Source organism: Oceanobacillus sp. FSL W7-1281 (assembly GCF_037969835.1).
In the GTDB taxonomy this organism is placed as follows: Bacteria; Bacillota; Bacilli; order Bacillales; family Amphibacillaceae; genus Oceanobacillus; species Oceanobacillus oncorhynchi.
This window is the reverse complement of record NZ_CP150214.1, coordinates 4326900-4342722: the sequence shown is the minus strand read 5'-3', so window position 1 is coordinate 4342722 and position 15823 is coordinate 4326900. Positions and strand designations below refer to the sequence as shown.

Below are 15823 nucleotides of genomic sequence, written 5' to 3'. Positions count from 1 at the left end.
GACTTTTTACTGGGGGGTGAAATAAAAGCCCGGCTCCATAAAGTTTTGTTTCATGTTACATTTTTTCGAGTCCCTAACAAATAGATTACAAAACGATAAAAATTCCCTTTTTGGGGAGATTTTTTAAATAAAAGCGGGTAAAGTAGAATATACAACTTTAAAATGGTGTACGAAATAGAGGGATGGTCTATGGAACGAAATGCATTTTTTGATAATGCGAAAGTGTTTTTGATTTTTCTCGTTGTTTTTGGTCATATGATTCAGCCTTTTATCAGCGATTCACAGTCGACAGAAGCAATTTATATATGGATATATACCTTCCATATGCCGGCGTTCATTTTATTAGCCGGTTTCTTTGCAAAAGGCTCGGGAAATAAGAAATATATATGGAATCTAACGAAAAAGTTAATTGTTCCATATTTTATCTTTCAAACATTATATACGGTTTATTATTTCTTTATAGGAAAAGCAGATTGGCAGACTGGAGTTTTCTATCCGCAATGGTCATTGTGGTTCTTATTTAGCTTATTCAGCTGGCATATTCTGCTTGTGTTATTTAAAAAGATACCTGCTGGCTGGAGTATTACTTTATCCATATTTATAGGTATCGTTGTCGGTTATTTTGGAGAAATTGGGCATTCGTTCAGCTTATCCAGAACATTTGTGTTTTTTCCATTCTTCTTGATTGGTTACTGGTTAACCGTCGACCAAATGATGCTGGTGAAGCATCGCAAAGTGAAGATCGCTTCAATTGCTGTGATGGCAAGTATGTTCTTATTAATTTATGTGTTCCCGGTTATCGATACCGGGTGGCTGCTTGCTTCAAAATCATACAGTAATTTAGGTGTGGAGAGTTTCGGCGGCTTCGTGCGGTTATTTGTTTATGCCATTGCAGCTGTGATGACAATTAGTATATTAGCCTGGATTCCTAAAAGAAACCTGGGGTGGGTAACGATCCTTGGAACAAGAACATTATATGTTTACTTATTGCATGGTTTCATTGTTCAGTTCCTGCGAGAATTTGATTTATTATCTGTTCATCATTGGTTTGATGTCGTCGGAATCGCCGGCTTGTCAGCGCTGATTGTCATTTCGCTGTCCAGCAAGCCTATTTTGACCATCTCCCAGCCGCTGATTGAGGGACGCTTAGCCAAGGTCAAATCATTATTTAACCACCGGCACAAAGGAACATCTTCTTAAAAAATGTAAAATTAAAAAATGCGGAGTTCCCGGGAAAGGACTCCGCATTTTTTATTGATTTTAAAATAATAGATGCGCAATAATGGTGATAATTGGCAGTGTAATCACGGTACGCATTAAAAAGATAATTGCTAAGTGACGGAAGGATACTGGAATTTTAGTACCCAGGATTAGTCCGCCGACTTCAGACATGAAAATAAGCTGTGTCACAGATAAGGCAGCAATAATGAATCGTGTTATTTCTGCCTCTACGCCAGTAATTAAAATGGCCGGCAGGAACATATCTGCAAAACCAATCAGAATAGTTTCAGATGCTTCCTGGGCAAATGGAATCTGCATCAGTTCTAAAATAGGAACGAATGGCATTCCAAGCCACTGGAAAAGTGGTGTATATTCTGCAATAATCACTGCGAGCGTTCCAAATGTCATTACAACAGGCGTGACAGCAAACCACATATCAAAAATATTTTTCCCGCCATCTACAAAAAAGGTTCGGAAGCTTGTTTCTTTCTCTGCACGTTTGACGGCATTTTTGAACCCATGAGTAAATACATTATCAGAGGCAGGAATTTTTTCATCGTCAGTTCTTTCCTTGCCGCTGATATAGGTATTTGGCATCTTAGAGAGTGGCGGAATACGCGGCATAATGAAAGCAGCAGCTCCTCCTGCAATCAGGATAGTCAGGTAAAAAGGCAAAAACATATGCGCTAAATGAACTTGTTGTAAAATAACTAAGGTGAACGTGATGGATACAACAGAAAACGTTGTACTGATAATAGCTGCTTCGCGCTTCGTGTAATAACCTTCTTCATACTGTTTATTTGTCAGCAGTACCCCGATAGTTGCATCTCCGACCCAGGAAGCTAAGCTGTCGACAGAAGCTCTGCCCGGGAGACGGAATAAAGGCCGCATGATATTTCTCATGATGCCTCCGAAAAACTCCAGCAATCCAAAATTAGTAAGGAAAGGTAAAAAGAGACCGGCGAATAAAAAGGTAACAAACAAGGTATGCAGCAGGCTGTCCAGCAGCATGCCGCCTGTATCTTCGCTGTAAACAAACTCCGGACCAATTTGAAAATAAACCATAATCGCAAACACGGCTGCTAATAGACGTGTAATCGTCCAGAACCATGTCGTATAAAATAATTGATGCAGGAAAGGAGATTTGCTGAAAGTTGATTCACCGGCTAGTTTAGCAAAGACAGTGAATCCAGCAGTGACGATAATAACAATCATCATAATAAGAGACAGATTGCTTTCAAGTATATCCTGCAGTGTACCGGCTAAAAAGGCAATAGGTATGGTAAACCCTTCCTCTGTCGGTAATGGATATAAGAATAGGAATAAACCTAATAAAGACGGAATAATGAATTTAATGATCTGGCTAAAGGAATAGGACTTCATTTATTTTCCTCCTAAATAATAATAGAAACTAAAAATTGCAACTGTATGATTATACAATCAAACGTAATTTTATTCAATAGGGTATGGCTAGATAATGATTAAAGATAGTAAATAAAGGGAATATAAAAGTATATTAGGGAAATTTGGCGCCAAAATCATTTACGTGACAGTAAAATGTTTTATATAATAGGTAGTAAGAAAGTTTATTTTATTATATGTACCCAAAAGATGTATAGAACATTCCTGTTTCACGTATTGTAAGGATGGCAGGTTGAAAAAGCAAGCTTCATCCAGTTTTAAGGAATCATCATAACAGCATACAATAGGAGGTATAAATGATGAGCGATTATTTACGTAAAGGATTTTTACTGGGGCTGGGTGCTGCAGTAAGCGGGAAAGAGAAATTTGAACAAAAAGTGAAAGAATTAGTGGAAAAAAATGAGTTAACACAAGAGCAGGCAAGAACTGTTTTAGATAATTTTATTGAAAAAGGCAGCACCAAAAAAGATGAATGGGATGAAAGAAGCAGAGAAAAGAAGAAAGACTTGGCTAGAGAAACCGGACTGGCAACAACAGATGACATCGATGAGCTGCGCGCCAGAATCATTGTGCTTGAAGACAAGCTGGGCGTTTCCCTGGAGGAAGAAGCTGACACAGAAGAAGAGCAGAATTAATGTTTAAGGGCAGGATGCTTTCGAAAGGGTGAAAGTGTCCTGCTTTTTTACTGCATAAGCACGGAAGCGGGGAGGATAGAATATGCCGACAGTTCATGGACCAGTGGTTGATAATCAAACAAGATGCAGGCATTATCATACGCTAAAAGATATTATTGCCATTAAATTTAAATGCTGCCAGAAGTATTATCCGTGCTTTCAGTGCCACGAAGAATGTGAAGATCACAAAGCAGCTGTATGGGGGAAAGATGAATTCGATACGCCGGCGATTTTGTGCGGTGTTTGTAAAACAGAACATACGATTAAACAGTATTTAAATACGGACAAGTGCCTCCGTTGTGAAGCTGCCTTTAACGAAGGCTGCCAACATCATTATCATTTATACTTTGATTATACAGCGGATTGTAAAAGACAATAGCCTATCCGTCGTTGACATCATTTAATTATCATAAACATATTGTAATTTTACGCTATTTCTATTAGTATCATATATAAGCACCAGGTACTAAATATGAAAAAAGGAAGAGACGCATGTATTATTTTGCTGCATATCTATTAAAAGTTATATTGAGTTTATTTGGACGTGTAAAGGTATTTCAAAAAGAAAAACTCCCGCAATCAGACGGGTATATTATTGCATGTACCCATACAGGCTGGGTCGATATTTTGTGGTTAGGAGTCAGTCTATTGCCGACGAAAGTCCACTATATGGCGAAGAAGGAATTATTTCAATCCGGACCTCTAAGATGGCTGATGAAAAAATTAAATGCATTTCCTGTGGATCGGGATAATCCAGGACCCAGCACGATTAAAGTGCCTCGCAAGCTTTTAAAAGAAGGAAAAGTCATCGGTATTTTTCCCAGTGGCACGAGAACAACGAATCAGGTTCCGTTAAAAAGAGGGGCTGTCACCATTGCCGCATACAGTAAGGCGCCGATTGTTCCAGCTGCTTACACAGGTCCAAATAATTTTAAAGAGCTTTTCAAGTTTAAAAAGCCGAAAATTATCTTTGGCGATCCGATTTATTTGCCTGAGGATGTCCCTCGAAAAGAGGCAATGGATCAGATGATGGAAATAATGAATGAAAAGTTATACGCATTGCAATCAACAATAGAAGAAAAATAAAGCAATAGCTTCACTCGAAGAAAGAATTTTCTTCTGACATATTCAGCGTAATGAATGAAGATATATGTCAGAAGAATTTTTTCTTGTTAAAATTTGCTGCAATAAGCAGATGAAGCGTTTTCTCTAGAAATAAAAACTTGAAAAATTCTCCTATTGAAGATAAAAATAGACAATGCTATAATATTTCTATATTTGACTGCGCAGTATAGGGGGAGTTTTCAAGAATGAAAAACTTTTTTCATCTATATCATCAAACTTCAATACAGCTAGGAAGAGAATTAGAAGAATCTGAGGTTATATTTTTGAAATGGATGTATGAACGCTATACCGTGGAGGAAATATCGGGAAGAAAGCTGAACGTAAATCGTATATTACGTTAAAGAGCAGAGAGGCGGCTATCGTCTGAAGCTCTTTTTTTATGTTTTCAGGTTTTGAACGGTGAGAAGTTTACCTAATGGATTTCTGTGCTATAATTCGTAATGAGTGTAGATAAAGGAGGGGTTGTATGGCTGTAAGCAATGAAATAATAATCAATAAAATGATTCATGAGCTGGAAGAAGCCAAAAGCAAAGCCCATCAGGAAGGTCAAGTAAAAAAACATATGGAAAATATCCACCTGTTAAGTGAACTGTTTCTTTCAGGGAGCTCTGATTCCAGTGTTGCCAGTCAGAAGCAAGTAAGTATAGAAGATACAGAGGAGCAAATTTCAGAAGCAGAGATGAGGGCAATGCTCGGCAAGCAGCCTGCGGGCAAAGGGGCTGTACCGGAGAAGAATAAGCTGATAGAAGAAGATGCGAATGGAGATTCTATATTTGATTTTTAGGTTATGGAAAATGCATTTTATATAATATGTCATGATTAGGAGATGAAAAGATGAAGTTATTTTTAATCATTGGAGCTATCCTTGGATTTCTGGCAGTTGCTTTTGGAGCGTTCGGTGCACACGGTTTGGAAGGAAGGCTGTCCGAAAGAGCCTTAACAAATTGGGGCAAAGCGGTAGATTATCAAATGTTCCACACCGTAGCCATTGTTGCAGTTGCGCTTCTTTTAGGAAAATTTGAAGGAAGCAGCCTCTTTGCATCCAGCGGCTGGCTGTTCTTAGCAGGTATTATTTTATTTTCAGGAAGTTTATATATCTATGCTTTAACCGGGGTCAAAGCGCTTGCGATGATTACACCAATCGGAGGATTGGCCTTTTTGGCAGGCTGGGTTCTGTTGGGGATAGGCGCGATGAAATTAGTATGAAAAGATACGTTTTAGCCTTTGAATTTTAAGGTTAAAACGTTTTTTTATATATAAAAGAAAAGAGAAGTAAGAAATATAAACAATAAAACAGCCCGGATAACCTGTTTCATGGCATCCGAAGCTCTGTGTGTATACAGCAGAATGAAAACATTACTGAGCATGCTGAATACAAAAAGATAACAAGCAAGGAATAAAAAGAACATCCATCCTGTTATCCAGGCAAAAATCCCGGCAAAGAGGCCTCCGATCATTGCGAGCATTTCCATGCGTATAAATTTTTCCAGAGGGTGTCTCATTTTAATCTCCTCGCAATACACACATTTTAAGGTAAATAAAGCGTAGACGTCACGAATGTCTACGCTTTATATTGCAGTTTCCTTTTCATTATCTTGGATTGTAGTTGGGTGATTGGTCCTGATTGCCGCCATATGGGTAAGAATAGTTGATTTCCTCATCAAATAATACATAATCGAGATACACCATTAATAATAAGAAACGGCGGTTGGAGTCTTCCTCCCGAATTAAAATATGATCCCGTCCGGCTTCCTCAATATAGCCTCGAAATGACGTTGGCTGCTGTCCTTCAAAGGTCAGGTAAAAGGTGCCTAATTTTCCACGGTTCAATCGTAAAATATTCTCAATAAAAGATTGCTGGTTGGTTAACTGCCCGCCGCCAGTTCCATTGCTTGGCTGGGCATACTGTCGAACGGAATAAGCCGGATAAAAACTTCCTGTTGCCTGAGGATAATAGTAATATGGGTTAGGGTAGTAAGCCTGGTTATTATTCACCGGCTGATTTGGATTCATTTGATCACTCATAAATTCACTCTCCTTCAAAATAAAAACGTCATGCTATACATGCAATATAAAAAGTTATCCATCTCTGCTTACCGAAATACAGTTGGACACTCCTCTGCAGATGGTGCATAAAAGCAATGTGATTTAAACCTTCCCGTATTCCATTGACCGTACCATTGGTCAGGACAGGATCCTTCAGGCATAAAGAACCAAAGCGAATTGGAAGCAGGATGCTGCATCTCGCCTTGTAGAGGTCTTCTTGCAAGACGTTTTTCGGATTTTCTTGCCCGCTGATAAAAATATCCTTTCTGCGTTGCTTCAAATCCTCCAGGACTCTGAAAAAGCCTATTCGATATGGTGCAGGTATCCGTGAAATCTAAACAATCCACAAGAACACAGTTAACCCCTGTATTACCTGCCATCAACATGCCAAGGTCGCCGTCTCCCTCTGCCTCAGCACGCATTAGCCGGGCAAGTAAATCAACATCTGCTTCATTATGAGCAATAACAGCCATAGATCGACCTCATTTCTCGAAAATCTTCGGTGCAAGCTCATTAATGATATGTATGTAGGCGAGTGTATTTTCATGATTATTTTTCACAAAAAAAAAGAGGCCATCTCAGCCTCTTTTAATAAATGAAATTATAATGCAAGATAATCGGAAAGTTCATCTGGTGCTAAGTAATTACCCATGATGAAATCGCCAAACTCTGCATATTTTGTTGTTACTTCATCAAAACGCATTTCATAAACGATTTTCTTAAACTGCAGCGGGTCATGAGCAAATAATGTTACGCCCCACTCCCATTCATCCAGTCCAATCGAGCCAGTGATGATTTCTTTTACTTTACCGGCATATTTACGTCCGGTCATACCATGTTCATAAAGTAATTTGGTGCGTTCTTCTTTCTCAATGGCAAACCAGTTTGCTTCCGGCTCCCGGCGTCTTGCCATTGGATAGAAGCAGGCATGCTCCCATTTCGGCATAATCGGTCTTAAGCGCTCTTTAACATATGGAGAAAGCTCGCGATCCTCACCGGCTTTCATTGGATCATGCATTGTCATTTCAATAATGGATACATAAGAATAAGCAGGGATTAAGAAATCACCTAATACCGATTTATTGATAGCTCTTTTGATTTCTTCCAGCTCGTCCATTGTTTCACGTAAGAAAATAAACATCAGATCTGCTTTATTTCCGACAACTTTGAATATACTATGACTGCCTTCTTTATTTTCTTCTACCGTTTCCCATTGTTTGATAAGTTCTTCAAACTCTTGTATTGCTTTATTTCTTTCGTCTTCTGAAATGGATTTCCAAGATGTCCAATCAAATTGACGAGTATCATGTAATGCGGACCAGCCATCTACAGTTACTACTGCTTCTGCCATCGTTCATACACTCCTTCATATAAATTAAATACTGAATCACTATTAACTATAGCATAACCAGAGGGTGGGAATCATATAAAAAAAGACGCAAAATCATGATATTTTACGTATTGTCAAGGGTTTGTCAAAATTGGGAAGCAGGGAAAGGCCGATTCAGGAACATGATGAACGAGGAGGAACGGTGAAAAATGGAAGGGAATATGCTTGCTGCTAAAGAAAAACAGATGTAATCCTTTACATTGATTTTTCGGGGTTCAAGGCTTTATTTGTGCCGTTAAATGGTATATCATTAAAGAGAATTTGAAGGTAAAAACGAATTGTTTTTTCCAAACAAAAAGTCCGTAACTATCATTTTAATATGTTAATTATTATAGGAGGTTTCATCATGGGTTTATTTGAACAATTAACAGAGAAAGTAAAAGGAAACGGCAAACGCATCGTATTTCCAGAAGGATTAGACGAACGTGTCTTAACAGCAGCAGGACGTCTGGCGGAAGATGCTGTGCTGACACCTGTCGTCATCGGCAATAAAGAAGAAGTAGAAAAGAAAGCAGCAGATCTTGGTGTACAAGCATCTGGACTAGAAATTATTGATCCGGCAAGCTATGAAGGCTTCGGGGAAATGGTTGACGCTTTTGTAGAAAGAAGAAAAGGAAAAGCAACTGAAGAAGATGCAAAGAAAATTCTTTTAGATGAAAACTATTTTGGTACGATGCTCATCTATTTAAATAAAGCAGACGGTCTGGTAAGCGGTGCTGCCCATTCTACAGCAGATACCGTACGCCCGGCACTACAAATTATTAAAACAAAAGAAGGCGTACAAAAAACTTCCGGCGTATTCATTATGGTAAGAGATGAAGAAAAATATGTATTTGCTGATTGTGCAATTAATATTGCTCCAGACAGCAATGACCTTGCAGAGATTGCTGTAGAAAGTGCGAAAACAGGAGCGCTATTCGATATGGATCCGCGTGTTGCTATGCTCAGCTTCTCTACTGCCGGTTCTGCAAAATCGCCGGAAACAGAAAAGGTTACCGACGCTTTAACGATTGCAAAGGAAAAAGACCCTTCTCTTGTAATCGATGGAGAATTCCAATTTGATGCTGCCTTTGTTCCAAGTGTTGCAGAGAAAAAAGCACCGAATTCTGTTATCAAAGGGGATGCTAATGTATTTGTATTCCCAAGCCTGGAAGCAGGAAACATTGGTTACAAAATCGCACAGCGCTTAGGCGGATTTGAAGCAGTAGGTCCGATCCTGCAAGGGCTGAACAAACCCGTGAATGACCTGTCCAGAGGCTGCAGTTCAGAAGATGTGTACAACCTGGCACTTATCACAGCAGCTCAAGCAGCAGCTGAATAATCTATGCATACAAAAACAGCCTGATCAGAACTTCTGAACAGGCTGTTTTTGTATGCATTTTGAACAGGTGCTTATCACGGAGAAAAATCCGTAAACCTCTCATGGCATGAAGCATCGTTTTATATATTTTCATTTCGTTTTATCATTTGCTGATACCGTTTATCAAAATTTTCCTGCTCTGTATCCTGCATCGGCATGGTAATGATTTCTTCTGTCAGCCCATTTAATGTATCCATTACACGCTGTTTCACTTCTTCGACTGTTAAAGGAATTCCCAGTAAATCAGAAAGGGAAGCCATCACATCAGGGGTCACCTCTGGATAAGTAAAGGTAGTCGCTTCATTTTGTTTGGCAATATGATAAAATTCCCGAATCAGGGAAGCACGTGCCTTACTGTTTCCTTCAATATCCAGATAAATTTGTACGGAAATCCCTTTTTTGACCCGGCGCTGAGAAATACCAGCGAATTTTTTGCCGTTAATACTTAAATCATAATCTCCGGGACAGTAGGAGCCGACAATTTCATAGGCTTCAATCGCATCGGTTAAATCCGCAAACATGGCCTGCACAAACTGAACCATCGCCTCATAGCAGTCATAAATGGATAAGTCATTTGCCCCGGGGATAATCAGGGAAATATTAAGCACGCCTTCATCCAGAGCAACCGCAAGCCCCCCTGAATTGCGGACAATCCCTTGATACTTTTTTTCTTCAAGAAAGGCCATCCCCGCATCAATATGAGGCAGACGAGAATCCGGGATACCTAAAACAATGGTATCTGGATGCACCCATAAACGGATAACAGGAGGAGAAGCTGCTTCACTGACGGAAATAGCCAGAGCATCATCCACAGCAAAGGAGGCGAGGGCTGTATTCGGTTTGCCCGCCACCATTGTTGCTGTGGAGTGGTCTATATAACGAAATGTTTTATGTCGAATAATTTCTTTCCAATTTTTCATCGTGTTCATCCTAAACCTTTCATCAACTGATTAACTATATTATAATATATTCAAAGCATATATGGAAAAGAAGTATAAGAGGCTTCTTTAAATATACAAAGAGATAAACGGAAACTTAACTGGATAACTATACGAAAATTTTTAGGAAACTGCGGATGGAGATAATGATATGGCATATAAAGATGAACAACTAATAGAAGAAAAGGTATTCAAAGATCCGGTCCATCGGTATATTCATGTCCGTGATCGGGTTATTTGGGATTTGATCGCTACACCGGAATTTCAGAGACTTCGCCGGATAAAGCAGCTGGGAACAACGAATCTGACCTTCCATGGTGCAGAGCACAGCCGTTTTAATCATTCGTTGGGTGTCTATGAAATTGTCAGAAGGATCACCTACAATTTTGCAGACCGGGAAAGATGGGATAGAGAGCAGCGGCTGCTGTGTCTTTGTGCTGCGTTACTGCATGATTTGGGGCATGGGCCATTCTCGCATTCGTTTGAGAAAGTGTTTAAGCTGGATCATGAACAGTTTACACAACAGATTATTTTAGGAAGTACAAAGGTCAATGAAATCCTGAAAAAAGTATCTGCCGATTTTCCTGTGAAGGTAGCAGATGTGATTGCCAAAACGTATTCAGACAAGCTTGTTGTCAGTCTGATATCGAGTCAAATCGATGCGGATCGAATGGATTACCTGCAGCGCGATGCGTATTTTACCGGGGTAAGCTATGGCCATTTTGACATGGAGCGTATTTTGCGCGTCATGCGGCCGATGGATGACCAGGTTGTAATTAAATCAACGGGGATGCATGCGGTCGAGGATTATATTATGAGCCGTTATCAAATGTACTGGCAGGTTTATTTTCATCCGGTTACGCGGAGTGCAGAGGTTATCCTGTCAAAAATCTTTCAACGGGCAAAGGTGCTTTATGAGGACGACTCGTATCAATTTCAGCTGGAGCCGACACACTTTATTTCCTTTTTTGAAGAAAAAGTACAGCTGTCCGATTATTTAAAGCTGGATGATATGATTGTATATTATTATTTTCAGCAATGGCAGGAAGAAAAGGATGCTATATTGGCTGATTTAAGCTGCCGGTTTATCAACCGTCATTTATTTAAATATGTGGAATACAACCCGGATCCGCAGATCAATGCAGGGATGGAGCTGTATCAGCTGTTTAAAAAGGCGGGTATTGATCCAGACTATTACTTAGTAGTAGATTCATCGTCCGATTTGCCGTATGATTTTTACCGGCCGGGGGAAGAGGAGGAACGTCTGCCGATCCATCTGTTAATGCCTGATGGCGGTTTAAAGGAACTGTCCCGTCATTCCGATATTGTCGAAGCAATTTCTGGTAAGAAAAGGACGGACCATAAGCTGTACTTTCCTAAGGACAGCATACAACGAATAGAAGATACCGATTTGAAGAAACGAATTTTAGATATATTGTACGGGAAGGAATGACCATTTGTGTTAGACAACCATGCGAAACTGCTCTATTTTTTCTCTAAAGCCAGGCAAGTGACAGGAAGAAAGAAATTACAGAAAATGATTTATATCTTACAGCAAAGCCGAGTTCCCTTTGAAGAAAAATATCAATTTCATTTCTATGGACCCTATTCAGAAGAATTAACGTTGCGTGTCGAGGAACTTTGTAATTTACATTTTTTAAAGGAAGAAAAAGAAGAAAAAAGCAATTATCATCAATACCACTATTCCATCACAGCAGATGGGGAAACTTTCTTAAAGCAATTTGAAGTGAACATGCCGGATATCAAGAATCAAATTAACCTTTTACAGGAGTGCAGCGCCCGCTTTTTAGAGCTGGTCTCGACGATGTTATATTTTTCTTATTTGTCAAAGGAAGAAATAATTGATAAAGTGCACACCGTAAAATCGAAACTGAAATACACAGATGAGGAGATGACAGAAGCATTCCGATTTATGGACGAGCTGGGGAATAAGTCTTCTCACTAAAAAACCTTTTTAGAACATGGTAGAATGAGACAAAGCTCAGAATGAATGTCAGGAGGCGAATACAATGACGGAAGAAAATAAAAAGAAGAATACATTCACGATTATAAAAGATGATTCAACGGACGGGCACGGCGGTTATGGTGCGGGAACAGTCAGTCTGGAAAATATGTCATCGATTATCGTCGATCCAAATGAAGATAAAGCATATGTGGATATGGATGCGATGCATGCAAGAAGTTCCGTAGAGCGTCGTGTGAAATGGATAAGAGATCGTGAAGAAGTGCAAGGCGGAAAGCTTTATTGGATTGTCTGGGTAACGGTGGAAAAAGGAGAAAATGGTCCTTACTATGCCGGGGTTGCCGGCAGTGAAATCCGCGTGAACCGGGAAATCAAACGTGCTTATAAATCCATGGCAGATCATGTGAAGCATATGGAGAAATCCTTAAAGGGCAAAATTATTGTAGAGCACATGGATAATCATTCTAAAAAATTACTTGGTGACTTCTTAAAAGAATTCAAACCGGAAATGTGGGAAAACTCTACTGCAGAGCTGAAAGAGCAATTAGATATTTAAACCAAAACAATGACAAAATTGTGAATGAATTATGAACATATTTAGAAATTCTTGTACTTTTCTCAAATCCTTTGTAAACTATGAGTACATGGGCTGAACTCATGTTTACTAGGACAAAAAAGCGGTTCGTATCGAATTAATCGGTACGAACCGCTTTTTTGTCCTATTTTCATTATAAATGATGAACTAAATATAAACTTAAAATAAGTCAGATTAATTTAAAAAAAGTATTGAAATTCGACAATTATTGCTATAAAATACACTAAAACGATAAGAATTATATAATTTATTTGGAAAAGAGGATTAAGAAGATAAATGGGATCACATGTTATTGATTTACGGATGTTGCAAAATAATTTTAGCACAGAGGAAATGCGTCAGATTTGGAATGATGAAAATAGATTGCAAAAAATCCTTGATGCAGAGGCCGCTCTTGCGTTAGCTCAAAGTGAACTTGGTGTCATTCCGGAAAAAGCGGGAGAAACCATTGCCGAAGCTGCCAAAATAGAGAACTTTGATGTAGAGGATATTGCGCAGGAGGCAGTAAAATTAAAGCATTCGCTGATGGCTACGGTCAATCATCTGCAGGATTTGTCAGGGGAATATGGAGAGTTTGTTCACTTTGGTGTTACCACACAGGATATTACAGATACGGGAACCATACTCCAGTTAAGAGAGGCTCATCAGATATTATCCAGAGATATGAAAGAAACCGCACAATTGCTGGTTGAACTTTCAGATAAATATAAAAATACACCAATGGCTGCGCGGACACATGGCATGCAGGGGCTTCCTACCACATTTGGATTTAAGCTGGCAGTGGTCTTGAGTGAATTTGACCGTCACCTGCAGCGATTGAAAGAAGCGGAGACACGTACGTTTACAGGTGTTCTTGCCGGAGGAGTAGGTACATATGCAGCGCTTGGAAATATTGGCCCGAAGGTAGAAACGAAGGCATTGGATAAACTGAGCTTATCTACACCAGATATTTGCTGGCATTCCTCTCGTGACCGTATTTCGGAGTATGGGTCCATTCTTGGACTTGTCAGCGGATCATTAGGCAAGCTGGGGAATGAATTCTATAACTTAATGCGGACAGAGATTGATGAACTGGAAGAGCCGTTTCAAGCTGGAAATGTTGGTTCGACAACCATGCCGCACAAACGGAATCCTGCTTTGTTTGAAGGAATTGCGAGCTTGACCAAACCTGTATTACACAGTGTGAGTCTGCTTCATGAATCATTGGTTATGGATCATGAACGGGATGCAAAGAGCTGGAGAAGCGAATGGGTAGCGCTGCCGGAAATTTGTTTATATCTATCTTCTCAGCTTAAAACCACAATTAATGTATTAAAAGGATTGATTGTGAAGCCGGAAAATATGCTTCGTAATTTGAATATGCAAGGCGGCTTATTATTGTCCGAACGAATTATGTTTGCGTTATCAGAAAAGGTTGGAAAGCAGACCGCTCATCATCTGGTATACGAGCTGTCTATGAAATCCTACGAAGAAAATATTCCGTTTAAAAAAACACTGACAGAAGATGAAGTGGTAAGCAGCGTATTATCAGAGGAGCAAATAAATGATTTATTGGATCCGAGTCAATATACCGGTTTGGCGAGTGAAAAAGTAGAAGAAGTCATTGCTCAAATAAAAAAAGGAGCTCTTTTACATGGGTAAACTAGCATTCTATCAAGCTACTGAAGATAATGTATCAGAAATAAAGGAGCTCACATTAAAAGCTTATGCATCCATTCGCGATCTTGGTATCCATTTCGCTGCTGCAACAGCAGATGATGCACTGGTTAAGAAAAATATAGATGAAAATATATGTTTTTATATGAAAGATGATGAAACTACTGTAGCGACTGCATCCATCCGGATGCCTTGGAGTCCGCACCACGGTCCCTATGAAATTCCGCATATTTGGTGGGTAGCTGTCGATCCGCAATATAAACGAAAGGGATATGCATCTAAAATTCTTGATTTTGTGGAACAGGATTATTTAGCTCGCCAGCTACATTGTCCATCGGTGAGTCTAGGAACAGCAAAAGAGCACCCCTGGTTGGCAGATATGTACATCAAGCGTGGTTACCAACCAGTCGGAGAAGCGGATTTAGGAAAGGGTCATCAGACGGTTTATTTGGAAAAATTACTATTGGGCAAAGAATATAAAAAGAGATAAGAAGGCGGGTTATAGAAAAATGAAAAAATTGATATTGCTAGCAGGAAGCATCGTTTTAATAACTATTCTAGCTGCATGCGGGGGTTCCGGAAGCTCTGAAGAAGGTTCAGGTGATAATGTAATACAAGCAGGGACAACTGCGCAAAGCTATCCAAATGGCTATGAAGAAGACGGAGAATTAGTAGGCTATGATGTAGAAGTATTAGAAACAGTTGCTGAAAACTTAGGCTATGAAGTTGAATGGGTAACAACAGATTTTTCAGGACTTATGGGACAGCTGGAAACAGGACGGATTGATACCGTTGCGAACTTTGTGGCTGTAACAGAGGAAAGAGCTGAATCATATGACTTTTCGGTGCCTTATGCGTATGCCGGTGCAACCATTGTGACTCATGAGGATAACGATTTTACAGACTTAGAACAATTTAAAGGGAGAACTGTTTCTGGGGTATTGGGTTCCAATAATGTTAAAAATCTAGAAGCCTTTGATCCGGAAATTGAGCCAAGAACGTATGAAACACGTGATGGTGCGATGAATGATGCTATCAATAACCGTGTCGACGGCTATGTGAATTCGAAGTCTGCTTTAATCGCAGAGATCGAATTAGGAGATTTACCGCTTAAATTTGTTGGAGAACCATTTGTGTACGAAGATATTTCTTTCCCGTTTACACAGAATGAGGAAGGTGCGGCATTGCGTGAAGAATTTGATGAAGAATTAGAAAAGCTTCGTGAAGACGGTACACTTGCAGAAATCTCAGAGAAATATTTTGCCGGAGAGGATATAACCGTACAAGAATAATTTATTTGGCTGAGCATATGAAAACAGAAGTAATGCCGCTGTAAGCATCTGGGTTGATGACGCAGTCCCAGCTCCGACAGCGGCTTTCACTTCATGACTTGGCTGGTCTTCATTTTTGAA

General features: G+C 39.5%; 20 protein-coding genes. 14 read left to right on the top strand and 6 right to left on the bottom strand.

The genetic code is table 11. The features are described from left to right. The first annotated feature begins 189 nt into the window (after positions 1-189). On the top strand, positions 190-1200 hold the full coding sequence (locus tag MKX55_RS21065) for an acyltransferase family protein (protein WP_339234744.1): 1011 nt from the start codon (positions 190-192) through the stop codon (positions 1198-1200). A 60-nt stretch (positions 1201-1260) separates the two neighbouring features. Here MKX55_RS21065 and MKX55_RS21060 read toward each other — a convergent pair whose 3' ends face one another. Next, positions 1261-2604 carry a YjiH family protein gene (locus tag MKX55_RS21060; RefSeq protein WP_339180478.1) on the bottom strand — a complete coding sequence of 448 codons (1344 nt, stop codon included), beginning with the start codon at positions 2602-2604 and terminating at the stop codon, positions 1261-1263. Between the two features lie 335 nt (positions 2605-2939). Here MKX55_RS21060 and MKX55_RS21055 point away from each other — a divergent pair, with 335 nt between their 5' ends. The 6 genes from MKX55_RS21055 (at position 2940) to MKX55_RS21030 (ending at position 5648) form a co-directional block, all read left to right on the top strand. Beyond that, entirely contained in the window at positions 2940-3278 is a 339-nt protein-coding gene (locus MKX55_RS21055) for a hypothetical protein (protein ID WP_339234742.1), read from the top strand. Positions 3279-3360: 82 nt separating this feature from the next. Continuing rightward, complete coding sequence (locus MKX55_RS21050) at positions 3361-3696, top strand: CHY zinc finger protein (protein ID WP_339180474.1); 336 nt, start codon at positions 3361-3363, stop codon at positions 3694-3696. Positions 3697-3809: 113 nt separating this feature from the next. Beyond that, positions 3810-4403 (top strand): lysophospholipid acyltransferase family protein, encoded by a 594-nt coding sequence (locus MKX55_RS21045; RefSeq protein WP_339234741.1) that lies wholly within the window; start codon positions 3810-3812, stop codon positions 4401-4403. 224 nt (positions 4404-4627) lie between these two features. Continuing rightward, entirely contained in the window at positions 4628-4783 is a 156-nt protein-coding gene (locus tag MKX55_RS21040; protein WP_339234738.1) for a hypothetical protein, read from the top strand. A 125-nt stretch (positions 4784-4908) separates the two neighbouring features. Next, a complete protein-coding gene (locus MKX55_RS21035; protein WP_339180467.1) occupies positions 4909-5226 on the top strand; it encodes a YwdI family protein in 318 nt (105 codons plus the stop codon). A 50-nt stretch (positions 5227-5276) separates the two neighbouring features. Continuing rightward, a complete protein-coding gene (locus MKX55_RS21030) occupies positions 5277-5648 on the top strand; it encodes a DUF423 domain-containing protein (protein ID WP_339180464.1) in 372 nt (123 codons plus the stop codon). A 44-nt stretch (positions 5649-5692) separates the two neighbouring features. Here MKX55_RS21030 and MKX55_RS21025 read toward each other — a convergent pair whose 3' ends face one another. From MKX55_RS21025 to hemQ, 4 genes are all read right to left on the bottom strand, one after another. Beyond that, positions 5693-5944, bottom strand: a complete 252-nt coding sequence (locus MKX55_RS21025; RefSeq protein ID WP_339180462.1) for a hypothetical protein — start codon at positions 5942-5944, stop codon at positions 5693-5695. A gap of 88 nt (positions 5945-6032) precedes the next feature. Continuing rightward, positions 6033-6467 carry a spore coat protein GerQ gene (gene gerQ / locus MKX55_RS21020; RefSeq protein ID WP_339180459.1) on the bottom strand — a complete coding sequence of 145 codons (435 nt, stop codon included), beginning with the start codon at positions 6465-6467 and terminating at the stop codon, positions 6033-6035. 68 nt (positions 6468-6535) lie between these two features. Continuing rightward, the gene (locus tag MKX55_RS21015) at positions 6536-6961 is read right to left on the bottom strand and encodes a cell wall hydrolase (protein WP_339234735.1); all 426 of its coding nucleotides are present in this window, start codon (positions 6959-6961) and stop codon (positions 6536-6538) included. 128 nt (positions 6962-7089) lie between these two features. Further along, positions 7090-7839, bottom strand: a complete 750-nt coding sequence (gene hemQ, locus MKX55_RS21010) for a hydrogen peroxide-dependent heme synthase (protein ID WP_339234732.1) — start codon at positions 7837-7839, stop codon at positions 7090-7092. A 385-nt stretch (positions 7840-8224) separates the two neighbouring features. On the opposite strand from hemQ, the gene pta reads away from it, so the two are divergent. Further along, entirely contained in the window at positions 8225-9199 is a 975-nt protein-coding gene (gene pta / locus MKX55_RS21005; RefSeq protein ID WP_339234729.1) for a phosphate acetyltransferase, read from the top strand. A gap of 119 nt (positions 9200-9318) precedes the next feature. Here the strand turns inward: pta and MKX55_RS21000 are convergent, their stop codons facing one another. Next, on the bottom strand, positions 9319-10158 hold the full coding sequence (locus MKX55_RS21000) for a lipoate--protein ligase family protein (RefSeq protein WP_339234727.1): 840 nt from the start codon (positions 10156-10158) through the stop codon (positions 9319-9321). Positions 10159-10327: 169 nt separating this feature from the next. Between MKX55_RS21000 and MKX55_RS20995 the strand changes: the two genes are divergently transcribed. From MKX55_RS20995 to MKX55_RS20970, 6 genes are all read left to right on the top strand, one after another. Next, complete coding sequence (locus MKX55_RS20995) at positions 10328-11629, top strand: HD domain-containing protein (protein ID WP_339180450.1); 1302 nt, start codon at positions 10328-10330, stop codon at positions 11627-11629. 6 nt (positions 11630-11635) lie between these two features. After that, positions 11636-12142 (top strand): YwgA family protein, encoded by a 507-nt coding sequence (locus tag MKX55_RS20990; RefSeq protein ID WP_339180447.1) that lies wholly within the window; start codon positions 11636-11638, stop codon positions 12140-12142. Between the two features lie 64 nt (positions 12143-12206). Next, positions 12207-12716 (top strand): YwhD family protein, encoded by a 510-nt coding sequence (locus MKX55_RS20985; protein WP_339234725.1) that lies wholly within the window; start codon positions 12207-12209, stop codon positions 12714-12716. 315 nt (positions 12717-13031) lie between these two features. After that, positions 13032-14396, top strand: coding sequence for an adenylosuccinate lyase (purB, locus tag MKX55_RS20980; protein ID WP_339180443.1), 1365 nt, complete (start codon positions 13032-13034; stop codon positions 14394-14396). After that, on the top strand, positions 14389-14901 hold the full coding sequence (locus MKX55_RS20975) for a GNAT family N-acetyltransferase (RefSeq protein ID WP_339234723.1): 513 nt from the start codon (positions 14389-14391) through the stop codon (positions 14899-14901). Before purB ends, MKX55_RS20975 begins: the two co-directional genes overlap by 8 nt. A gap of 19 nt (positions 14902-14920) precedes the next feature. Further along, complete coding sequence (locus MKX55_RS20970; protein WP_339180440.1) at positions 14921-15703, top strand: amino acid ABC transporter substrate-binding protein; 783 nt, start codon at positions 14921-14923, stop codon at positions 15701-15703. Positions 15704-15823 lie beyond the last annotated feature (120 nt).